The sequence below is a fragment of the Amphritea balenae genome (assembly GCF_003858655.1).
Taxonomy (GTDB): Bacteria; Pseudomonadota; Gammaproteobacteria; order Pseudomonadales; family Balneatricaceae; genus Amphritea; species Amphritea balenae.
In genome coordinates, this window is the sequence record NZ_RQXV01000001.1 from 377,247 (window position 1) to 400,920 (window position 23,674).

Consider the following 23,674-nt stretch of genomic DNA (forward strand, 5'->3'; position numbering starts at 1 on the left):
TGCTTCCAGCTCCTCCTCCAGAGAGAAAGGACTGAAAATTTAGTGTTGGGGCTGCCAACTGAGGGCTTTCGAGTACCACATTACTCTGAGATACATACCGGTCACTGGCTATTACTGTCCAGTAAAAACTCACGAGCGCTATACTAATAACACATATAAACCAACCTGGATGCTTATTAAACAATGCTTTCATTTGCTTATACGAGCCCCGCACTTGATAAACAACTGATCTTAAACTGAGCCATTCTCTTTCCTTTTACTTAGGAGCAAAGTTACTACTTGCATGGTATGCACTAATTGCGTCTTCGATATCATCAAACCAATGTGCCTTGCCATTATCAAGCCAGATACCCGCTTGACAAAGGTCCTTTAGTATACCCTCAGAGTGGGACACAATAATCAAACTGGACTGACCGACCCGTTCCTTGAAAACTTGCTGAGCTTTACGTTTGAACCTACGATCACCCACAGATGTTGCCTCATCAGAAAGGTACACATCGAAGTTAAATGCCAGTGACAGGCCGAATCCCAACCTTGAACGCATACCCGATGAATAAGTTCTTACTGGTTCATCAAAAGCAGAGCCGATCTCAGCAAACTCTTCAACGCTCCTGATAATTTCATCCATCGTTTCATCAGCCTGACCAAAATGCAGACGAGCAACAAACTTAACATTCTGACGGCCAGTCATTGAGCCTTTGAGGCCTCCTCTCAGACCAATTGGCCAGGAAACCCGGCAATCTCTGATAATTTTGCCCTTGTCAGGCTCATCCATACCCGCAATCAGTTTCAGAAGTGTTGATTTACCCGCACCATTCGGGCCGACCAGTCCCACACTTACATTTGAAGGAATATCAATATTGATATCTTTCAACACCCAGTCACTACCATGATGATTATGGTAACGTTTATACAAATTTTGAATACTGATCATTTCACTTTCACCCGAGCTTCAAAGCGAATATGCAGCAGTAATCCGGTTGTGATAAACGCCAGCGCCCAGAACCAGAGATATAACAAATCTACACCGGGCAACAATCGATAAGCAGGAAAAAAAGCAGACCGTAGTACTTCAATTCCATGTACTATCGGATTTACTAATACGTAAGGCAGTAGATTTTGCGGGATGAAATTTAGTGGAAATATCACACCGGAAATCAGCAACAAAGGTGTGGTAGTTATTTTCACAACCCTTTCAACTTCAGCTATCAAACTACTAAGCACTGAAAAAGTCAGTCCTAGCCCCGCTCCTAACATCCAGAGCGAAAACCAGGCAAAAAGAGCCATCAAGGGATCAGCCGGAAGCATATCAATTTCTAATAAAATTCCACCAAATATAAAGACTAAAAAGATGAAGCTCTTTAACATGCCTTCCAGATAGCAGCGAACAAGAACGGTATCAACAGGTTTAATCTGACGATAGGCAAACAGACTGTTATTTGCTGACACCGCCCCCAGGGCCCGCATCATATTTTCACGAAATAACGTAAAACCAAATAAACCCACAACCAACCATGGAACAAATTCAGCACCAGGGACAATCTTTCCCTTTCCCATCGCAATTGTTCTCACCGCGATCATAATTAAAACCATAGCAATTGGCTCAGCCAGCATCCAGAACCATGCCATTCGATCGGCCATGGTTCTGGCAACCGCCTCTCGCATAAACATGGCATACCATGCACTACGTGTGACTTGCCAGGGAGTTCGAATCAAAATCCCACCAATTTTTTTATCCTAATGAGATAAATCATTTTGAACTAGATATCATTAATAACTTTAGCCGACACGGCTAACTGATAAAGGATTTGAGTAATACTGGTTGCCAGTTGAAGGTTTTTTGTGGGCGCCTTAGGCAAAACCAGAATTTCATCACCAGCCTTCAAGTCAACATCCATAGCCGCGCGTACTTCGCCATTTTGACGAATAATTAAGATATGATCATCATCAGCATGCTGACTAAAGCCACCCGCACCCTCGATGTATTCATTAACGTCTCGGCCAGCGACAAATACTACCGATTGTGGAACCAACACTTCACCACTGATCAGTAAAGAATCTTCTATCTCTGGAATACTGATTACATCACCGTCTTGCAATCTGATATTCGCGATATGATCATTACTAGCGACAACCAGTCGTCCATTAGGCTCTGCTTTGGAAGCCCTGGTGATAAAACGACTAATCAGCTCTGCTTCCTGAACTCTGATAGCAGCTTCTTGCGGTGTTGATGAAGAAGCCCCAAGATAAGTAGTTTCTAGTCTTTTCAGACTCTCCTCTAAAGACGCCTTCTGACGTAGCGCTACACTCTTTCTCTTTATAGAAATACTTGAAACATCGGTGATACCCTCCGGAACGGCGATAGTATTCAGAAAATCATGCAGCATTACATCCCGTGGCATTGAGTGACGGGAAGGTCCATAGTAACTCCCCTCTATTTCAACCACGATTATTTCAGAACGCTTATCAATACTTAACTGCACCTCATCACCATCTGACAACAACTGTGTCTGAAACTCTGATAAAGTCAGATAATCTGAATAGGGTTGACTGTCTTTTTCAGACTGAATAAGTACATGCGAGACTCTCGGTTTAATACGCGCTAACTCTAGTAAAGCCCGCCCTGACATCTCATTCTTTTTCAATTCGTAGCGATAAGAACGTTCAACATCTCCCGACACCAAAACAGTAGCTTTCCGTTCTTTTACAACCAGCGTATCGCCATCCCTGAACTGAGGTCGTGGCAAAATACCTTTCAATAAAAAATCATACAGATCAATACTATAGATAACGTCACCCCCACGCATCACATCGATACTGCGATAAGAACCCAAGCTATCGTCAACGCCACCAGCCTGATCAAGGAAGTAGACTAATGAATCATTTGGCGTTCCTGCATACTGACCAGGTTTGGCTACATACCCTGTGACAAAAACAGCTACAGGCTGCACTCCCTGCACTTGAGTGTATACATGGACATTCTCGGGATACACTGATCTAACTGCAGCTCTGATACTGGAATCAAAAGCTTTATGACTCAGCCCCTGAACCTTAACAGGACCGATAGAAGGGATAAAAACATTTCCACGGGCATCAACAGGAATAACCTGTTCCAGCTCAACGGCACCCCATATTCGCAGTACTACCAGGTCCCCTGGTGTTATCAGATATTCAGCGTTCAGACCATCTGCACGTAACCCACGAAAACCACCATCGAATAGCTGGCTACCAAAAGGCTTAATGTCTCCACTTATCAGCTGATCAGATGCAGGGAGGGTTGCATAAGTACCTGTACGCCAATTTGTCTGGGTATCAATCGACTCATTAACAGAATTACTGTCGAGCGAAGCTACAGAGCTGATATCCCCTGCGGTCTCAACTGCCGCTGAAATATGAGCGGCAAAGCCAACATAAACAAAACAAAGCGCATATAAAAAAGAGAACTGTCTGGGTAACATTTTCATTAAAAAATCCATTTTGAATCTGACTATGACACAGGATTTAAAGCATATTCGAAATCAATGAACCGGAGCGAAAAGTTGCCATTTACCAGGCACTAGCTGACATGCAATATATGACTGATTGGCATTCCCACCTTCTACAACCACTTTTCTGCACGTACGCCCACTTGCAGCATAATACTCAGGAGCAGCTACCAGCGTCATACTATTCATCCCATTTGATTTTAACGACAAGGACAAATCACCGGCCACCTGACTCAACATACTCCCCTCTTCTCCCTCAATCAGATAGGTAAGGCCAACTAATGAATTCACGTTTACTGGAGCCATAACCGCTTTAGACGCTGAAGAACAACCACTCATCAGAGCGACAATGGTCAGGGGAAATATAATTAGATATTTACTGATTTTCATTTCAACCAAAAGACACTATTTGCTATTCGAAAGAAGACCCAAGGATATATCATAAGGCTTAAAAAGCACACTTTAAATCAGCAAACATGCAAGCTTAATACACCATTACAGTTGAGAACTGAACATTTTTCACACAATCACAGCAGATTGTGTGGCTTCAGTATCCCCGCCTATTTTCCCGGTATGTTCTATGTATCTAAAACAGGGTCTCTTCCTACCGAACTTCCTGCTATTTCTAAAAAACGTACTTAATTAATAACAGCCCCCCCCCAGACCTTGATATTAATCATTGAAACCAAGATCAATTCACCCATCCACCCAGCCATTTCCGCTTCAATAACGACATGCACAAAACACCATATAAGAAAAGAAAATCAAAACATTTCGATTGCAAAAACAATAAATATAAACACAGCCTTTGCCCACATCGCTATCTCAATAAAAGAACGGTGACGTTAATAATATTTTAAACGCCTTTCTCTTATATAGAAAAAAAAACACTAGAAACTCAGCAGCGAAACAAGCTGCGGAGGAAGACGCTCTTTCAATGAATTAAAATCTTCATCTGCCCTACCCAAAGCCTCCTTCATCTCTTTAGCCAGTTCAGCTTTACTATGCTTTATTGCATAGAGATAACGAAACTGTAATACATGTTTATGAATAGGATCCAAATCATAAATCCTGACTAGAAAGGGATCGATTTCTTCAAACAACGCTTCACCCGTTTCAATAAGCAGCACTAACATGTTTGAATAAATAAAAGACTTTTGTAAAGCTGAATAGGAAGCAAATTCATCAGTACTCAATACTGCTTTAAAAACAGAAATCTCATAATCTTTAGAAGGTATAATTATCTCAACATCACCGACATTTTCAGCAAAGATTGTCATGTTAGAATCACCCGCACAGTAAACTCTTTTACAGATGGACATCATGTAAGCATCATACAACGTTGCCTCTGGACTATGTGTAGATTCATTACCTATTATATCGACTGATAACTTAACATTTGAGTATTTATTCTTTAGATAATAAAGCTCCTTTAGCGTCTCACCTACAGGAGTACCAAATACAATGATAGACTTTTCTTTATTATCATTGATAATATTTTCTACAACAGGAAGAGAAAGCGTTCGTTTACGAATAAAACGTCCGAACCTGTTAAGCCCATATATTACATCCCCCCCCCGATAGTGGATAGCAATAGACTCACTCCAGCTACAACTCTTTTTTATCTTTTTGAACCGTTTCTTAATACTCCGACTGAAGAATTGATTAAACACACCTGAATAAGATACAAGCGCCTCAGAATTATCTGATAAATCAAGCCGTTCAGTAGGAACGACATTCATGTATTCATTCAAATAATGACTAAAAAGATCTCTTGATACGATAGACTTTATTGTTTTACCAGCAACACCATTTGTATTTTCATTAGACACAAATGGCAACGAGCAACGCTTCATATCTGACTCATCAGCATAATATCCAGACATAAAAGCCCTGGAAATAAAGCTTGGAATTTCACCATCTACACTGCCATGAGCAATCCTGGTTACTCTGGCATCATTAACCCAGGTAAATGAAAAAGGAACTTTGTAATATTTCGCCAGTATAACGCCATTAAAAATACTATTAATTCGTGCAAGCAAGCCATCCGTTCTTGCCGAAATAACCTGACCTTTATAAGGCATTCTCTCTATTAGCCTTCGTTCTGAAGCTATTAATTTTCTTTGAATACGCTGCCCGTCCGGCTTGTACTTTAGTGCAATCTTCAATAGAAGATAACTATGTTCCGGGTATTGCTCCATGATGGAAACCGCAGCATCCCGAATCGCCATAATCTCTTTCTTTTCCATATATTTACTTCAACTGTTAGCCTACAGGCAAGCTATTAGACCAGAGATCCCCTTCAGATTGTATATTACAAAAGACCTGAATACTTATTGATTAGACTTCCTGCTTTGTCAGTTAGCTAGGAAAGGGCTAGCCATTCCGCTGCGCAGCCTTTCACGTACTAATTCGATTTATTATCCACTGAGAATGCTTGGGACTTATTCACAGGTTCCTTAGGCTTATCTAGCTGGCGAAACTCACCTAATCCAAATATGAATCAAAGACCTAAGTAACATACTAATAAGTCCTGACTATGCTTATCATCCCCTTTGGGGGCTGACTTTCGGGAAAGCTCACAATCAATGAAGAGCTTTACAATAAGTCTGGAACTCATAATTAGTTCTGTCACCGACAGTATAGGCTTTCACACAAGCCCTGAAGGCCATACCTACATCATTGAGGCTTTTATTGAGGGCCATGCTAATAGCAGACTACGCCTGAAGTCTGTAGAATTCAGGCGTTGAATTCACGGAACTTGTTCGCAGACTCCTAAGCAACCGTCTCAGATAAGGGTATCCACAACAGGGCTATTAGATTTTCAAAATCACGCCCCATCTATGACTTCATCCTATCAGGATGATGAAGCTTTTATAGAACAGCATGGAATATTACATAAACGAAAAAGCCCGCTAATAGCGGGCTTCAAAGACGATCTTGTATCAATTTGGACTTGAAATTGGCGGGCCTAGCTCTATCAACTACAAGCCCTAACTACTTGATAGTAAACAAACCTATACCCAGAAAACAACGAAGATGCCCCCATTTATGCCCCCAAATATTATTATGTCCCCACAGTCTTAACTCAACAATTTCAGAACTAATCACTTACATTGGCAGGCCACAAATTATTAACAGCGCTTGGCCAAGCATGAAAAATATAACCGTTCGGTTATAACATACTCCAAAACACCTCAATAAACTAATAATATAAACGTTCGGTTATATTTTATTGCATTTACTAATCAAACGCCTATTATTTAACCGAACGGTTATATTTTGGATTTGGTATGAAAATACAAGTAGATGACGTAGCAACTATTGGGCGTATAGCCAAAGCAGCCAGAAAGAACCAACATATCCGGCAAGATGATCTCGGCAGTATGATCGATTGCAGTCATAAGTTCATCGGTGATGTTGAAAAAGGTAAAGCTAGCGTTGAATGCGGCAGGGTTCTCCGGCTATTGAATGAACTAGGTATAAAAGTTCACCTTGATCTCCCTGATGATATTGCCGATGAGCTTTCACTTTAAAAACACATTACAAACAGGACTCCAAAATGCCAGATCCCCGCACATTAAATGTATGGTGTAATCAGGAACTTGTTGGCAAGCTCACAGAAGCTAACAATCTCTGGCAATTTGAATATTCAGCTAACTGGCATGACTTTAATCTTTCCCCCGATCTAACAATAGAAGCAGGAACTATTGCTGATGGCGGAACAATTCGTCCCGTGCAGTGGTTTTTTGACAATCTACTTCCAGAGGAAGGTGCACGAAGCCTGATGGCTGATGATGCAAACATAAACCAGGCCGACGCTTTTAGCTTACTTGCTCATTTCGGTGCAGAATCCGCTGGTGCACTAACACTCTTACAAGAAGATGAAATATCTATTCCTGCTGAAGAACAACCTCTACCTCAGCAAACCCTTTCTGAGCGAATAAAACAACTGCCTCATATTCCGTTATCAACAGGCTCAAGTAAACGAATGTCCCTGGCTGGAGCACAACACAAGCTCCCAATTATTTACCGTGACGGAAAACTGTTTGAACCAATTGGTGCAACACCATCAACTCATATTCTAAAACCAGACCATAGTGATCCTGAGCAATACCCACATAGTGCCGTGAATGAATGGTTTATCATGCAGCTAGCCGAGCGAATTGGTCTAACAGTACCTGACACCTTCCTAATTTATGTACCTGAACCTGTCTACTTAGTCGCACGCTTTGACCGGGAAAAGATTGAGAACCAACTGCTGCGGCAACACATCCTAGATGGCTGCCAACTATTAACACTGGCCAACACTTATAAATACAGCCAGTGCAACTCAGCCTCCCTTGATCGACTAATTGAATTTAGTCGTTCAAAAGCGGTTACACGTCAGCGGTTACTCCAATGGTTACTCTTTAATCTGCTCGTAGGCAATACAGATGACCATCTCAAGAACCTATCGTTCTATGCCGCAAATCAAGACTTTAATATGACACCCCATTACGATCTTATTAGCACTGCGGTCTATGCCAATAACAATAAGTGGGGTGAAGAAAACCTGGTCTGGCCAATAGGTGAAGCCCGACAGCTCAATCAAATCAGTCTGGCAGATATTCAAGCAGTTGGAGCATCACTTAAACTCTCGCAGCGCTACGTAGAACGTACTATCAAAGCTATGACAGATAACATTACAAAGCATGCCGATTCGCTTATTGAAGAACTGTCACAGCAGAATAATAGTGGCCCTGGCCGACAGGGCGAGATCCAGCTACTACGCAAAATACGCTACGGTGTAATAGAGGACATGATTCGCCAACTCGATAATACTCTGTGAATATGACGAATCGAGCAATCTCAGCTTTACTGCGCTGCCCGGAGGCATTTCTCCTTATAGGCCGCAAAACAAAACTCTGCGGCCTTTGTACTAAATTCATACTGAGAATTGATTGCTACCCCCTCCTCAAACTGAATCACCATCAGCTCACCAGGACTATACGGCATGTGTACAGCTAAGGTACCAGTAAACCAGTTAGCGAATAGACACACATCCTCTGACAACTGTTTAACCCCTTCAATGCTAGACAGCCAAAGCTGATTTCCTACAAATGCCCAGGTTGCCTGATAACCTCGAGAAGATGCCACAATTTCCGATATATAAAACTCATACACATCAAAATCACCCTTAAACTCTTCAACCAACTCTTTCGGAATCACAGGCATTGTGTCGAATGGAACCAGTACATTTCCAGAGAGCTGTAACATATCATTTTCTGGAGCAATCATTGCGCCCCTCCCATATTTACGTACTGTGTCATCAATTTCATATAAGTCTTCCAATGCATTCCATATTTTTTACAGCGAAATCCGTTGTCATATCTATCAAAGATCAACTGTTCTAACTTATTTAGCTTTACAAATTGCCGTGCCTCTTTAGTCATACCCTGCGTACGATATGGCAGACAATAACAGTGGCGACAGCGAAACAATCCATTCAAACAACACAAGCTCGCTACACGTCGAAAACAAGCCCCACACTCAAACCACTGACGTTGACCACCAAAATTACAATCACTGGGACTTAAGAAGATATGCTGCCCTTGCTTACCGACCAGCCAAGGAGCTTTCAGTACAACCTCAGCTGAGCCAATACTGTACTCTGCAGATAACTGTTTTACAGGCCAGCTCAACATCCCTGAACCATTACCATTCAACACGCCCTGCCGTTTCAGGTCCCGGATATCAAGCTGTAATGTATCTTCAATATAAATGCGCCTTGGTACACGATACCAATACCCACTACCTACACCACCCATAACTATTTTTCCTCCGAAATCATTAAGCAAACCTACCTAAGCTGACTTCAGTTTATAGCGGCTTGCTGAATAGTCATTCGCAGCCTTATCCCGATACCCTTTGCTAAACACCTTCGCCAAATAGGTTGTACGGCGATAAGCTTCAAGAAACGAAACCTTATCTCCACGCAAAACCCGCACAAATGGATTTTTAGGTACCCAAGGCTTAGTGTGCCCTTGCTTAAGCCATATCTGCTCAATCAGCTTATTGATATAATGAGGCATCTGACACTTATGACCATCCAACATCAATGTCAGGTGATAATGTTGAACGGCACTACTGACTAACTCACGACACCAGATATAACCCACCCGCTTAAAACCAAGCTTCTTCGACTTAAGCTTCTTGTTCAGCACAGCCATAAATCGTGAGATTGGCTTGTTGTCTCCCGTATAGCCATCAGCTGTCAGCCTCAAACAGGTCTGAGTAACCAACAATTTCGAATGGTAAGAAAGCATCGCATTCAGTTGCCCCGCAATACAGTCCAAGATTTCGACATAATGTCCCTGTCCGTCCTTATCACCGCATAATGTAACAACTTCACCCATTACGATTAACTCCCCTCCGTAAAGGACTCCCTTCACTCGCCTCCAACAAACTCAGCATACTTCCATGTATAGGCTGAACTGTCGGTAGCTATATTAAACAGAGATCCTGTGATCAGGATCTCTGTAATATTATTAAGGACCCAGTTATTTATCGGACAGATATAGGGCAAAGATCCATACACCATCAGGGCTGCATGGATACAATTGATATTTATAAATTGGGATAATTTCAGAGAACAAGGCATATCTAAGCCCCTTCTGAAAGATCTGTAATGAGCTGTCGAATTTCCTCCACTCGCCATGCAGTTACGCCAGCGCTAAGCTTAACCGGTTGAGGAAAGACCCCCTTCTTTACACCATCCCACCAGGTGCTCTTACAAACAGGAAATACCTGTAAGATTTGTGGCAGACGTACAAAACCGACTTCAGGCAATGTAATTGGAGGAGCATGATACGCTCCTTTTAGCAGAGGTTGCGGATAATTATTACTGTCTTGCATAGTATCAACACCATATAGTTAATGTTGATACCTGATTATCCGGATCAATCCATCCCACTCCACAACAGGCTGCGGAAATAAACCGGGTTATAAATCCGCCTGTTTCTGTTGCTTCTTCCAGTTGCTGAAGCCTTTACGGAAAGTATCAGGACTAATAGGCAGCTGATGCTCCTCAAGAAAGCTAAGAATCAGCGATTTCTGTAGGACCTTTAACCCCATCATCTCTTGCGCTCTGGTATGAAAATAACTGTAATCATCGAAGAGTTCATAGGCCAATTCGCGCATTTTCCGGGCAGCGACATTGCCGCTCCCTGGTTCCTGCTCGCCGTTAATCAGCATATCGTAATCAAACCGACCAGCACCCATGACATAAGTTCTGCGGATTTCACGATAGAGCAAAGTTACGATTGGTGGTGGATACAGGCCAATATCCAGCAGTCCGTCATAAGCATCAAGGGGGGTAAGAAAATCACGTTCGATGGCACTAAGGTCATAGAGCTCTGAAAGAGTGTTAGTAGCCATTGCCGCGACCCAGGCTTTCTCCAGGTCATCAACTAAAGCTGGATTTGCCTTAAGATTGAAATCATAAAAGCGGTGTGCAGATTGCCAAGTGTTCAGGCATGTGCCAGTGGACATAGGACCCCCATTAGTAGTTATGGAAATAACTACCGAAGCGGCGGTCCTGCACTTATCGGGTTCTTACCCTCATCGGTAGGATTCCAAATCTGACATAAAATCCATTATGGTGCAATAGCCAATATATTCGTCCAAGTCCTAACAACAAAGCTGCTTATCTTTTTGCGTTATCCAACTTTATTATAGAAAGTGCTAGCTAACAGGAACTCTTAAAATCTATAACGGCTATAACTTAGTTTAATAATCAATCATCATCTGACTTTTCTCTTAAGGCTGTATTTATTCTTATATCTGCTATAGCCCCTTCTCGAACAACAAAAACACAGCCTTCTGTTTTATCTTTCTCTAAAACAGTCTTTCCTTCTTTAGCTTCTTTAGCTTCTTTAGCTTCTTTAGCTTCTATAAACTCCCTCTCCTCTTGCTCTTTTTTCCCTTTTCCTTCTTCTCCATTTTCGTCACCCTCTCTAGAGTAATCACAACTTTCATCATATTTTTTAAATACTTTATACCCACTCAAGCTTGCAACTAATGTTAATTTATTTTCAAAATCCAAACCAGGCACGTTATAAGTAATCGAGTACGCACCTACACTTTTAGAATAGACAACGCCTTTATATACAATAAAAGATATCCATGGAGCAATTAAAAGATACGCTCCAATCAGGCCGAATAAAACATACAAACTAGTCCACTTAGTTCTTGTATATGACCATAACAATAAAGCAGATATCAAAATAGCGGACAAAATTATGAAGGAAATTCCTTCAACAGCAAAAACACCAATCATTAAATCCGATACATTGACATAATCAAATAGATTAATTTTTTCCGAAGAAAAGACCACTATCAGATTAGCCATACCACAATAGTAAATATATCCAGCAAGAATAGTTATCAGAAAAGCAGGCTTTTCATAAAAGAACTTTGCAATAGACTTTAGCTGGTCCCTTTGCTCCTTTATACATTCCTCTAAATTTTCTTCTACTGAAACTGAGTGTACCCGACCATTATATTCAACATTAAAGAATTTCTTCAAAACATCCACCAACGATAAAACTAACCAAATAAATAAAACTAAAATCTACGATTCTTTTTAAAACTCTCAGCCTGTTCAAATATCTCCTTATATACTTCATCCTTATCCACAGGTGGGTATCCGTGCTTACCCAGTAGTATTATCAGATCAACTTTTAACGTAGCTTTGATATCTTCCTTTTTATCCCAATCGGTATACTTGGCGATATCATCCACTACCCCTTTTACATCTTTTGCCAGCTCAATCAGTTTCTCTTCCGGGTAGGTGAAATCGTACTTGGCCGCCAGTGATTTCAGGATGTCGTAGAACGCTTTCTCTTCGAAATCGATACCCATCCCTTCAAAGGAGCTGATCTCGTTTCTCAGCTCGTCATAGAGGTTGATAATCTCTTCTGAGAAGTCCTCCAGCACCTCGCTGACCAGCACATCGTCCTCTTTACGCTCGTTGTACTTTTCCACCAGCGCCTGAAAGCGTTTGCTGAACTCGATCCCCTGGGCGCGGTTGGTCTGCTTAAACTGCCCTATCGCTTTGGCCAGTAGCTGCTGCAATAGCTTAATCTTGGTATTGGGCAGTTTGATCTTCTCGATCTTGGCCAGGTAGTCATCATCGAACAGATCAATCTCTGATTCATCGTCGCTACCGATCTTAAAGATCTCCTCCACCCCATCGCTCTTAAGGGCATCTTCGATCATCTGCCGCACTTTGGCATTCATCTGTGCGGTATCCGGGGCATCACCTTTGGTCAGCTTAAATACAATAGAGCGCACCGCCATATAGAAATGCACCCGATCCCGTTCTTGTTGGTTAAGACGATCGCTACCACAACAGATGTCATATGCCGCTTTTAACCGTTTCACCAGCGCCATAAAGCGCTTCTCTTGCTTATCGGTCAACATGGCAAACTCAGCCGCCATATTCAGGCAGTTCAACTGGGCTATGGGCTCTCCTGAAAGGTAGGGCTGCATATCAAAGCGGTGGAACATACGGTTCAGTAGATCAAGATGATCTTTAACCGCAGTGACTGAGGCCTGAATATCCTCAAAGTTGGTCTCTTCCGATTTAGAATATTGGGCCAGCGCTTTATTCATCTGGGATTTAATACCGATATAGTCCACCACCAGCCCTTTCTCTTTATTCTCAAACTTACGATTTACCCGGGAGATGGTTTGAATCAGGTTATGGCGCTGTATGGGTTTATCGATATACATCGTATCCAGGAACGGCACATCAAAGCCGGTCAACCACATATCCACAACAATGGCGATCTTAAAGTTAGACTTAGGGTTCTTAAACTGACGGTCCAGCTCTTTACGATATTCCTTACTACCCAGCAGCTCCCAGAGAGGTTTTTCATCATCCTTACCCCGGCTCATCACCATTTTCACCTTCTCAGAAGGTTTGATCTCTTGCCGCTCTTTTTCAGTTAACGAAGCCCCATCATCGCAGGCTTTCAGCTCAAACCATTCGGGCCGGAGTCGTTTTAACTCTTTGTATAAATCATAAGCAATGGGGCGGGCACTGCTAACAAACATAGCCTTACCCTTAACCGTTGAGCCTTCTGATACCCGCTGTTCATAGTGCTCAACAAAATCAGTTGCCAAAGCACAAATTCGATCATGGTCTCCCAGAATCGAGTTCATATTCAGCATCGCCTTTTTACTCTCATCAATTTGATAGTCATTGGAGCCATCATCGGCGCACTGTTTGTAATATTCCTCTATCTCAGCCAGCTTACTGTTATCCAGGGTTACCTTAGCGGCACGCCCCTCATACACGATACGTACCGTAATCTCATCATGTACCGATTCGGTCATGGTATAGGCGTCTACCACCGGCCCGAACACATCCAGGGTCGCATCGATAGGTGTACCGGTAAAACCTACAAAGGTGGCATTAGGCAGGGAGTCGTGTAGGTACTTAGCGAAACCGTAGCTGCGCTGTACCCCTTTCTCAGTTACCCGGATTTTCTGATCCAGGTTTACCTGGCTACGATGCGCCTCATCGGAGATACAGATCACATTATCCCGCTCTGTCAACAGCTCAGTATCTTCAGTGAATTTATGGATGGTGGTCAGAAATACTCCGCCGCTATTACGCCCTTTTAGCAACCCACGAAGATGCTCCCTACTCTCAACGCTGATAACGTTCTGATCACCGATATACTCTTTGGCATTGGTAAACTGCACCGAGAGCTGGTCATCCAGATCAGTTCGGTCGGTAATCAGCACAATGGTGGGGCTCTCAAAGTCCACGCTTTTCATCAGCAAGCGGGTCAAGAACTGCATAATAAAGCTCTTACCGCAACCAGTGGCGCCAAAGTAAGTGCCACCCTTACCGTCACCCTCCGGCTTTCTATGGCTCAGAATATTCTGATAGAGCTTTTTTGCCGCGTAGTACTGGGGGTAACGGCAGACGATCTTAATCTCATGTTTTGAGCTATCAGGAAAGTAGATAAAATGCCGTATCACATCCCGCAGTCGATCGCGGTCAAACAGACCTTCTATCAGGGTATGCAGTGAATCGATCCCCTCTCGCTCCACTGATTCATCCCCTGTGACTTTGCGCCAGGCATAGAAGAACTCATAGGGGGCAAAAAGCGAGCCCATCTTACTGTTCACACCATCGCTAATCACACAGAGCGCGTTAAAGACAAACAGCTGTGGAATATCCCGACGGTAGCGGGTGGCTAACTGGGTATAGGCATCATGAATCGTTGCCTCTTCACGGATCGCACTCTTAAACTCAAAGACCACCAGCGGCATACCATTGATATAGAGAATACCATCAGGAATTCGCTTCTCACCGGCTGGCCCCTCAATTTCTAGCTGGTTAACCAAGCGGTAGATATTCTGATCTATTTTATAGTTCGCAGACCTCTCCGCCGCCATTGGCAACGGCGGCATTGCTTCGCTATTTACTGCGGTCGCCTGCTCTACACTGCGATAATCCAATAGCTGGATATATAGGTCTTTCTGGCTACGGTCTTCCCGTTTCAGTAGCATTCCATCGGCTAACCACTTTATAAACTGCTTATTGCTCTCGTAGAGGTCACTGGCGGGCAGCACCTCAAGCATGCGAATAACGGATTCAATCTCACCAGGGGTAATCCCGTCCCCTTGATACCGTTCAGCAAGAAAGCTGCGCAGATCATCCTTTAATAGCACCTCATTCAGAGTGCGTTCCAGCTCACCACCAACATTATGGGGATAGCCCTTCTCCCCCAGCAGTTGAATAATCGCCTGTTCCAGTTTGGCTTCGGTGAATTTCATCCTGATATCCTTATTAATTCAGTGCTTCTGCAACCTGCTGTTCGGCTTCTGGAATTTGGAGTTCGCCGGAGATTAGTTTGGGGAGTAAGGTACCCCTCACAGTTGTCAGGGAATCGACATTTCTTACATTGGAGTCTCGTTTTTGCGAAATCGCCTGAATATGTTGTGTAAAAGTATTCATCACTTCTTTTGATGGACTGCAACTTAACAACCTGTAAGCATTATTTCGATTTAAGCCAGGAACTGCCGCGTCTGTATTCATATCCTGTAAACCAAGCGTTTGTAGCAGGTAATAACAGTATTCGAGCGAATACCCAGACTTTGGTTGTACATAAAAAACGGTGTCTATCGGATAAAAGGATTTATCTTCCCAATACAAGGAACCTACCGTCCCCTTTCGTCCAACTATCACCCCGGGCCCCATCACTAAAGATTCATTATGACTGCCATTTAGACCGCCCGACCCATACACAGGAAACTCTCCTTCGATACGATCACTTTTCTTAAGTGCCTTACCGTATCGAAGCTCTAATACATTATCTAGTCTCTCAAGCTGCCAGCCCTTCGGAATCCACCCCATCTCTTCAGTAAACTCAAACTCGCTTGGAAAGAGTGAACGGATATTATCAGGCAGTTCAGGTGCTTCTGCTTCACCCTTAGCTACTGCATCACGCAGCTGCCTGCGTTGCTCGGCTTTAGTTTCCATCGTTTCAGGGATCGGATTACCCGCGTCCAATGCGTTATCAATGACCGGATCAAAATCCACAAACCAGCTTTTAAACAGCGATTGCGCCATCTGTTCCAGAGTTTGGTTTATCTGGCGGTTGAGTTCGATTTTATCATCAACGGCCTTGGCGAACTCCAAGATTCGTAGACGCTCATTATATGGAGGTACATTAATTTCTAGATTTTGCAGTAGTTTTGTATCGAGCTTTCCTGCTCCAATACCAGTATTCTCAACCATTGCTAACAGCTTCTGCTCATTAGCAATAAACCAAAACAGAAGATACCAAGGCTCTACATAATCAACGTTAACTGATAAGGCCTTCACATCCTGATTGAATGCCACATCCCTTTCAGCAATTCCAACCTGTATTTTCTGATGTAAAATGCTTCCTCTAACCAATAGCAAGATACTATTTTCTTTAGCTAGCCTAGAGCCCGCACCTAACCCTTCATCTGTAATTTTAAGCTTGGAGTTTGAATACCTATTGCCATCCATGGAAGATGCGCTAATCCATGGTATTGATCCACCCCAGAATTGTTCCTTTGACTTTGATGGTGTTCCTCCTGACGACCATTCGGTGATATCCCCTAATCTGTAGGATTCCCAGCTACTTTCCATAACCCAGCACCTCCAGATTCTTCCGAATCACAGCATCCAGCTTTTCAGCTTTATCTATCTGCTGATACAGAGACTGGCTTAACTCAGCCATCTTGGTTTCAAACGGAATACCATCATCTTCAATCGCAGCAGCCCCCACATAACGGCCTGGTGTTAACACAAAGTCATTGGCTTCAATCTCATCGAAGGTGGCTGATCTGCAGAAACCGGCTCTGTCTTCATATTCACCGTTACCGGCTTCGCCCCGCCAGGCATGATAGGTACGGGTGATCTCTGCCAGGTCTTCAGTGGTCAGCTCTTTATGGGTACGGCTGATCATGGTGCCCATATTACGGGCATCGATAAACAGGGTCTGGTTGATACGGCTACGGTAACCACGTTCAGTGTCCGTCTGTTTGTTTTTGGTTAGGAACCAGAGGCAGACCGGGATCTGGGTGGTGTAGAACAGCTGCCCCGGCAGCGCGATCATGCAATCCACCAGATCGTTTTCGATAATCTGTTTGCGGATATCCCCTTCACCGCTGGTATTGGATGACATCGAGCCATTGGCTAGCACAAAACCTGCGGTGCCATTCTCGCTCAGTTTGGCGATCATATGCATGATCCAGGCGTAGTTTGCATTGCCGGTTGGCGGTACTGGATACCCAGCCCAGCGGGGATCATCCGTCAGCTCCTTATCAGCACGCCATTGTTTCTGGTTAAACGGTGGATTGGCCATAATGTAATCGGCCTTCAAATCCGGGTGTTGATCTTTAAAGAAAGTATCACCGGCCACATCCCCCAAGTTCCCGGCAATCCCCCGTACCGCCAGGTTCATTTTGGCCAATTTATAGGTGGTACTGGTGTACTCCTGACCATAGATAGAGATATCTTTCTGATTGCCGTTATGGCTGTTGATAAACTTGATTGACTGTACAAACATACCGCCGGAACCGCAGCATGGGTCGTAGATCTTGCCTTTATAGGGTTCGATCATCTCAGCAATTAGAGTAACCACCGACTTCGGGGTATAGAACTCTCCGCCGCCTTTACCCTCGCTTGCCGCAAACTTACCCAGGAAGTATTCGTAGACCCGGCCTACCAGGTCCTCTTCGGTCATATGGCATTCGTTTGCCAGGGTCTGGATATTGTTGATGGTGTCGATCAGTGCCGCCAGCTTGGCACCATCCAGCCCCAGACGGGAAAAGTAGTTATCCGGCAATGCACCCCGCAGAGCTGGGTTACTTTTCTCTACCGAATGCAGGGCGGTATCGATCTTAACGGCGATATCATCCTGTTTGGCGTGCTTGAGTATATAGCTCCAGCGGGAGGTTTCCGGCAGATAGAAGACGTTTTTCATGGTGTAAAACTCCACCATGTCCACGTAATCCCCCTGCCCTTCATCAATGATGGCCTTGCGGCGGGTTTCAAACTTATCGCTGATAAACTTCAGGAAGATCAGGCTCAGTACAATGTGTTTGTATTCTGAGGACTCAACGCTGCCACGAAGCTTATTAGCGGAATCCCATAAGGTTTCTTCGAAACCTTTCTGAGTTTTGTTGTTGGTCGCTTTCTTTGCTGCTTTTGCCATGAAGTATTGCTTAACCTTCGTTGAAGTAATCGGTATCTAGTGTTTGCAGTTGGTAGGTCTGCTTTACTGAAACACCGAGATTATGTTTGATCATTAACTGCGCCAGTTGCTCACCATCGATCAGTACGATCGACATATTAAGTCCTTTTGCCGCCTCTACTGCGCCTTTGGAAAAACGGGATGTCGTAATAAATACCCCTTTGCGCGCGCCCTGACGGGTAAGCGCACCGATAAAGGTATCAATCTCGGGACGGTGAATAATATTCGTATTACTGTAGCGTTTAGCCTGCAGATAAATGGTGTCCAATCCTAACGGGTCTTCGTTGATGACGCCATCAATACCACCATCATTTGAGTATTGTGTTGCGCTACCTGATTGCTCACTCCAACCGCCATACCCCATCGATTGCATCAGATCGACAACCAGTTTTTCAAAGAACTGTGGTGTTTGTTCCTGGATGCTTTCCAGAATGTCACTGGCAAGTGCCTGCTGAATCTCTGTATGTGCTCGTTCAAGACGCTCTTGCGGATCGGTATCATCGGCTGTTTCAGCCACCTCTGATGTTCTATCTTCAGCTATTGCTGTATTGGGTTTCGACTTCACCTTATGGAATTCAACAAACTCTGGGTATTGCCGCAGATAACGAACATCAACCCGATCAGGGCAGTCCTGTATTGCTTGTAAACCTCGATCGGTTATCTGAATCTGCCCTCGACCTGGAGCAGCAGTCAGTCCCGCCTTATTCATATAAGTGCGAGCCCAGGCCAAGCGGTTTTTAATATAGGTCTGTTTACCCGATGGCAGACGCTCACGCATCTCCTCTTCGGTTAACTGAAAGTAGTTACAGACTGATTCGATAACATCGTTAAAGCGGTGGGTCTGGCCATCCTGAACAGCCACCAGCAGAGGTCGCATACAGGATTGAAAGTCGGGGATAGACACGCAGCTCTCCTTGTTGCGCAGTTGGTCGATCAGAGCAATCTATCAGCTGTAACACAGGAGATCTATAAGGGGCGGGTCATTACTGTAGGTTGAATACTCATTTTGCGCTTAGAAGGCACCCAACGATTAAAAACTAACCATTAGGCGCTACCGGCTTCAGCCCCGCATAGCGGTTGGATGCAGTACAACATTGCTACTGGAAGCCTCCAGCTTTAGCTGATCCAGATAGTCTGCCCAGCGCTGCATCATCTTATGACGTTGAGGTAGGTGCGTAGTACGGTTATACGCTCGTCCCAAGGTATCTTTTACAGCATGGGCTAGCTGATGTTCTATCAACTCAACTCGCTCCCCCAGCACCTCATCCAAAATAGTACGAGCCATTGCCCTGAAGCCGTGGCCCGTCATCTGCTCTTTACTTATCCCCATATTACGGAAAGCAGATAAAACAGCATTATCACTCATCGGACGACGGGGACTTCTGGCTGATGGAAATACATATTGCCAGTTACCTGTTAGCAATTTCTGCTCAGATAGAATTGCCAACGCCTGGCGGCTTAAAGGCACGATATGATCAACCCCCATTTTCATTTTTTCAGCTGGGATACGCCACTCTGCTTTCTCAAAATCAATTTCAGACCATTCAGCATATCGCAGCTCTTTTGGACGAACAAATACTAACGGTGCGAGTTTTAAGGCGGCTCTTACCGTTACAGTGCCTTCGTATGCATCGATCATATTCAGCAAGCGGCCTACTTCAGTAGGTTCTGTAATTGCCGGAAAGTGCTTTTTCTGATGAGGCCTTAATGCCCCTTTCAAATCAGCAGAAATATCCCGCTCTGCTCTGCCAGTTGCAACTGCGTAACGTAATACCTGCCCAACAATCTGCTTAAGACGATGAGCACTCTCGACTGCCCCACGATTCTCAACTCGCCTTAGCACTGATAAAAGATGCGGTGGTGTAATCTGATCGATTGGCAGAGTACCCACATATGGAAATAAGTTACTTTCCAGGGACCGAAGCACCTTAGCAGCATAGCTTTCGCTCCACTTTACGGTCTGCTGCTTCTGCCATTCACGGGCAATCGCCTCAAGGTTATTTTCCTGAGCCTGTGCCTGCTCTACTTTTTTAGCTTTTTTAGCCTGTGACGGATCAATACCCTGTTCTAACTGCTCCTTTGCCAAATTGCAGGCTTTGCGGGCATCTTTAAGCGTTACCCTAGGGTACACCCCCAAAGCTAACCTTTTCTCTTTACCCGCAAAGCGATACTTCAGACGCCAATACTTCGAACCGTTTGGATGTATCTCGATATACAGCCCCTTAGCATCGCTTATCCGATAGGGCTTTTCTTTAGGCTGAGACTGCTTAATCTTTGTATCGGTAAGAGCCATACGATCTCCATCATTTATACTGGGGGCATAAATTAGAGGGCGATGTGCTTTTTGAATTTATGCCCCCGTATATGCCCCCTAATGTGCCCGGATGAGGGGGCATCTTATTGGACTACGTTGGACACAGTATAAACGAAAAAGCCCGCTAATAGCGGGCTTCAAAGACGATCTTGTATCAATTTGGACTTGAAATTGGTGGAGCCTAGCGGGATCGAACCGCTGACCTGTTCGCTGCCAGCGAACCGCTCTCCCAGCTGAGCTAAGGCCCCAACACAAGACGGAGGCTATATTAATGTTCAGTCCCAATACTGTCAAGCTAAGTTAGCGCTAAATAAGCACCAAAACTTTCTGCCTTTTCAACTGTTTATATCAGGCACAAAAAAGCCCTGCCAGGTTCTACCATAAGAAGAACTTTAAGCAGGGCTTTAAATGAGGTTCTAAGCGGTTTTAACTTCAGGCTTCAGCTAACACCTTGGCGACTTCGCGGTACTCTTTTTCCCAACGCTTAGCTTCCTTCTTCGAAGGTCCACCCACTGTGTTAAGAGCATGACGTACGCGAGCACGACTCATGTCCGGGCCGAGAATCTGCATAGAATCCACCACAGAAACGCTCTGGCTGGTACCAGCAATAGCGACAAAGATAGGGAACAGTACGTCACGGATCTTAAAGTCCATTGCTTCGCCTAATGCTTTAAACTGGCTAAACAGATGATCTTTATTCCAGTTCTGCTCAGCATCCAACATCCAGGAAGCGAACTGCAGAATACGACGAGTATCTTCCAGTAGTAGTTTCTTATGCTCAAAACTCTCTGCAGTAATTGGCAGCATGCCCGACAACAGGAAGGAGGAAACCGGTGCAACATCGGTAAACTTTTCAACCCGCTGTTTGATCAGTGGGATAATCTGCATCAGGTATTCCGGGTTCAGCGCCCACTTCTGGAACTCAACGGCAAACTGCTCATCGCTCAGCTCTTCGCGAATCCACATACCGTTTAACCAGCTCAGTTTCTCCTGATCAAAGATCGGACCACCCAGAGACACACGGTTTACGTCGAAGTTTTCAATCATCTCATCCAGGCTGAACTTTTCACGCTCATCCGGCATAGACCAGCCCATACGTGCCAGATAGTTCAGTAGCGCTTCAGCCATGTAGCCCATACGCTTGTAATAGATGATACTGGTCGGGTTTTTACGCTTAGACAGCTTCGACTTATCAGGGTTACGCAGCAATGGCATATGGCACAACTGGGGCATTTCCCAATTAAAGTATTTGTACAGCAACTGATGCTTAGGTGCGGAGCTGATCCACTCTTCACCTCGTAATACATGGGTGATCTCCATCAGGTGATCATCCACTACGTTAGCCAGGTGGTAAGTTGGCATGCCGTCTGATTTCATCAGAATCTGACAATCTACCTGAGACCATTCAACTTCAATAGCACCGCGCAACATATCATCAAATACGCAGACACCCTCTTCAGGCACCTTCATCCGCACAACGTAAGGCTCGTTAGCCGCTTCACGCTTAGCTACTTCTTCTGTCGAGAGAGCTAGATCGCTCTCTTTCATAGCCCCCTGAAGACCTGCTTCACGACGCTGATTTCGCAACTGATCTAACTCTTCAGCTGTACGGTAACACTTGAACGCTTTACCTTCGTCCAGCAGTTGCTGAGTGTACTTCTGGTAAATGTCACCCCGTTCACTCTGACGATATGGGCCATGCGGCCCCGGCTTATCCGGTCCTTCCGCCCACTCCAGTCCCAGCCAACGTAAAGAATCCAGAATCATCTGTTCTGATTCCGCGGTGCTACGAGTCTGATCGGTATCTTCAATACGCAGAATGAATTCACCGCCATGTTGACGCGCAAAAGCCATATTGAACAGTGCAATATAGGCGGTGCCTACATGCGGATCACCGGTTGGAGACGGTGCGATACGAGTACGTACAGTCATCAGAAAATATGCATCCAGAATGATTAAAAGAAATTGCTGCGCATTATACCTGCTTGACTCCCGGCCGCCTATATTTGAATCAGCTTTGTCGAGCACCAGCTCAAGGCAAACATCTCCTATTCCCCCATAAACGCACCATTAGAGCGCAATATAGCCCAAAACATGGCTATTTTGACTGGCACAATTACTGCACTCATAAGAATAAGCGCAGGAATAAAAGCAAGAACAAGAACCTGCCTATAAAGTAGATATAACGGGTCAGAACAAACAACGGATCCGCATCATTGAGTAAAGTAGAAGTGTTATATGACTACCGCTGAGAGAAATACCGAACGGGTTTTAATCATTGATCAGAATTCTGACCGCTCCAGCATTCTGGAGCAGACTCTGAGTAGCCAGGGTTACGAGGTTGTCTGCCGCCTGCAGAGTACTGAAGGTCTGATCAATCGGGTTGAGCAGTTGGCACCCGACATTATCATTATTGAACTAAACTCCCCCGATCAGTTTGTACTTGAGCATATGGCATCCCTGCACAGCCATATCCCACGGCCAGTGGTTATGTTTGCTGAAGAAGGCGATAGCGAAACCATCGGGCAGGCGATTAAAGCAGGCGTTAGCGCTTACGTGGTAGATGGCATGAGCGCTGACCGCATTCAACCCATCATGAGCGCTGCAGCAGCCCGTTTCCATGAGCTACAGGCGTTACGAATTGAACTAGACGATGTGAAGGGCGAACTGCAGGATCGCAAGCAGCTTGATCAGGCCAAACGGCTGATAATGAAGCATCAGAACTGCAACGAAGAACAGGCTTACAGCGCGATGCGCAAAATGGCGATGGATAATGGCCAAGCGATGACATCTGTGGCTAAAAATATTATCTCCGTACTAAAGATGCTGGATTAACGCTTGTATCAAATACTTGTCAGCCAACCCAACCAACAGAACATTACAAAAACAGACAATTTTCCATCAGTAAGATCCTTGACCGCCTTCATGGCGGTCTTTTTTACTTCTTTTAAATAGCCCATCAACCTCGTATCAACAAAAAAACAGCCCATGAGTTTTGGTTGTAATTTGGTGCAATGCCCCTGAATCCTGCGTTACCCCCGTGCACAAAAACATCAACCAACCATCTTAACAAATAATTTTAT

20 protein-coding genes and 1 tRNA gene are annotated in these 23,674 nt (G+C 44.4%); 3 read left to right on the forward strand and 18 right to left on the reverse strand.

The genetic code is table 11. The features are described from left to right. Positions 1-256: 256 nt before the first annotated feature. From EHS89_RS01800 to EHS89_RS01820, 5 genes are all read right to left on the reverse strand, one after another. Complete coding sequence (locus EHS89_RS01800) at positions 257-934, reverse strand: ABC transporter ATP-binding protein (protein ID WP_124924393.1); 678 nt, start codon at positions 932-934, stop codon at positions 257-259. Then, complete coding sequence (locus tag EHS89_RS01805) at positions 931-1,671, reverse strand: ABC transporter permease (RefSeq protein WP_188885234.1); 741 nt, start codon at positions 1,669-1,671, stop codon at positions 931-933. The genes EHS89_RS01800 and EHS89_RS01805 overlap by 4 nt, the downstream gene beginning before the upstream one ends. A gap of 89 nt (positions 1,672-1,760) precedes the next feature. Then, a complete protein-coding gene (locus tag EHS89_RS01810) occupies positions 1,761-3,464 on the reverse strand; it encodes a polysaccharide biosynthesis/export family protein (RefSeq protein WP_229753502.1) in 1,704 nt (567 codons plus the stop codon). Between the two features lie 54 nt (positions 3,465-3,518). Next, a complete protein-coding gene (locus EHS89_RS01815) occupies positions 3,519-3,875 on the reverse strand; it encodes a DVU3141 family protein (protein WP_124924394.1) in 357 nt (118 codons plus the stop codon). Positions 3,876-4,375: 500 nt separating this feature from the next. Beyond that, positions 4,376-5,734 (reverse strand): hypothetical protein, encoded by a 1,359-nt coding sequence (locus EHS89_RS01820; protein WP_124924395.1) that lies wholly within the window; start codon positions 5,732-5,734, stop codon positions 4,376-4,378. Between the two features lie 1,044 nt (positions 5,735-6,778). On the opposite strand from EHS89_RS01820, the gene EHS89_RS01825 reads away from it, so the two are divergent. After that, positions 6,779-7,021: a helix-turn-helix domain-containing protein gene (locus EHS89_RS01825; RefSeq protein WP_124924396.1), complete on the forward strand. Its 243-nt coding sequence runs from the start codon at positions 6,779-6,781 to the stop codon at positions 7,019-7,021. A 26-nt stretch (positions 7,022-7,047) separates the two neighbouring features. Then, the gene (locus EHS89_RS01830) at positions 7,048-8,316 is read left to right on the forward strand and encodes a HipA domain-containing protein (RefSeq protein ID WP_124924397.1); all 1,269 of its coding nucleotides are present in this window, start codon (positions 7,048-7,050) and stop codon (positions 8,314-8,316) included. Positions 8,317-8,342: 26 nt separating this feature from the next. On the opposite strand, the gene EHS89_RS01835 is transcribed toward EHS89_RS01830, so the two are convergent. From EHS89_RS01835 to gltX, 13 genes are all read right to left on the reverse strand, one after another. Next, a complete protein-coding gene (locus tag EHS89_RS01835) occupies positions 8,343-8,765 on the reverse strand; it encodes a hypothetical protein (RefSeq protein ID WP_124924398.1) in 423 nt (140 codons plus the stop codon). Beyond that, positions 8,762-9,295, reverse strand: a complete 534-nt coding sequence (locus EHS89_RS01840; RefSeq protein ID WP_124924399.1) for a hypothetical protein — start codon at positions 9,293-9,295, stop codon at positions 8,762-8,764. The genes EHS89_RS01835 and EHS89_RS01840 overlap by 4 nt, the downstream gene beginning before the upstream one ends. A 36-nt stretch (positions 9,296-9,331) precedes the next feature. Further along, positions 9,332-9,883 (reverse strand): YagK/YfjJ domain-containing protein, encoded by a 552-nt coding sequence (locus EHS89_RS01845; RefSeq protein WP_124924400.1) that lies wholly within the window; start codon positions 9,881-9,883, stop codon positions 9,332-9,334. A 247-nt stretch (positions 9,884-10,130) separates the two neighbouring features. Further along, positions 10,131-10,382, reverse strand: coding sequence for a helix-turn-helix transcriptional regulator (locus EHS89_RS01850; protein ID WP_124924401.1), 252 nt, complete (start codon positions 10,380-10,382; stop codon positions 10,131-10,133). A gap of 87 nt (positions 10,383-10,469) precedes the next feature. After that, the gene (locus EHS89_RS01855) at positions 10,470-11,018 is read right to left on the reverse strand and encodes a hypothetical protein (protein ID WP_124924402.1); all 549 of its coding nucleotides are present in this window, start codon (positions 11,016-11,018) and stop codon (positions 10,470-10,472) included. A 244-nt stretch (positions 11,019-11,262) separates the two neighbouring features. Then, positions 11,263-12,054 (reverse strand): hypothetical protein, encoded by a 792-nt coding sequence (locus EHS89_RS01860; protein WP_124924403.1) that lies wholly within the window; start codon positions 12,052-12,054, stop codon positions 11,263-11,265. A 38-nt stretch (positions 12,055-12,092) separates the two neighbouring features. Beyond that, positions 12,093-15,323, reverse strand: a complete 3,231-nt coding sequence (locus tag EHS89_RS01865; protein WP_124924404.1) for a type I restriction endonuclease subunit R — start codon at positions 15,321-15,323, stop codon at positions 12,093-12,095. Between the two features lie 13 nt (positions 15,324-15,336). Continuing rightward, complete coding sequence (locus tag EHS89_RS01870) at positions 15,337-16,668, reverse strand: restriction endonuclease subunit S (protein ID WP_124924405.1); 1,332 nt, start codon at positions 16,666-16,668, stop codon at positions 15,337-15,339. Then, positions 16,658-18,238, reverse strand: coding sequence for a class I SAM-dependent DNA methyltransferase (locus EHS89_RS01875; RefSeq protein ID WP_124924406.1), 1,581 nt, complete (start codon positions 18,236-18,238; stop codon positions 16,658-16,660). Before EHS89_RS01875 ends, EHS89_RS01870 begins: the two co-directional genes overlap by 11 nt. 10 nt (positions 18,239-18,248) lie before the next feature. Next, positions 18,249-19,181 (reverse strand): restriction endonuclease, encoded by a 933-nt coding sequence (locus tag EHS89_RS01880; RefSeq protein ID WP_211340271.1) that lies wholly within the window; start codon positions 19,179-19,181, stop codon positions 18,249-18,251. A 156-nt stretch (positions 19,182-19,337) separates the two neighbouring features. Further along, entirely contained in the window at positions 19,338-20,570 is a 1,233-nt protein-coding gene (locus EHS89_RS01885) for a tyrosine-type recombinase/integrase (RefSeq protein WP_124924407.1), read from the reverse strand. A 193-nt stretch (positions 20,571-20,763) separates the two neighbouring features. Further along, positions 20,764-20,839 (reverse strand) — tRNA-Ala (locus tag EHS89_RS01890). A gap of 184 nt (positions 20,840-21,023) precedes the next feature. Continuing rightward, positions 21,024-22,523 (reverse strand): glutamate--tRNA ligase, encoded by a 1,500-nt coding sequence (gene gltX / locus EHS89_RS01895; protein ID WP_124924408.1) that lies wholly within the window; start codon positions 22,521-22,523, stop codon positions 21,024-21,026. 306 nt (positions 22,524-22,829) lie between these two features. On the opposite strand from gltX, the gene EHS89_RS01900 reads away from it, so the two are divergent. Next, positions 22,830-23,426 (forward strand): ANTAR domain-containing response regulator, encoded by a 597-nt coding sequence (locus EHS89_RS01900; RefSeq protein ID WP_124924409.1) that lies wholly within the window; start codon positions 22,830-22,832, stop codon positions 23,424-23,426. The last annotated feature ends 248 nt before the right edge of the window (positions 23,427-23,674 follow it).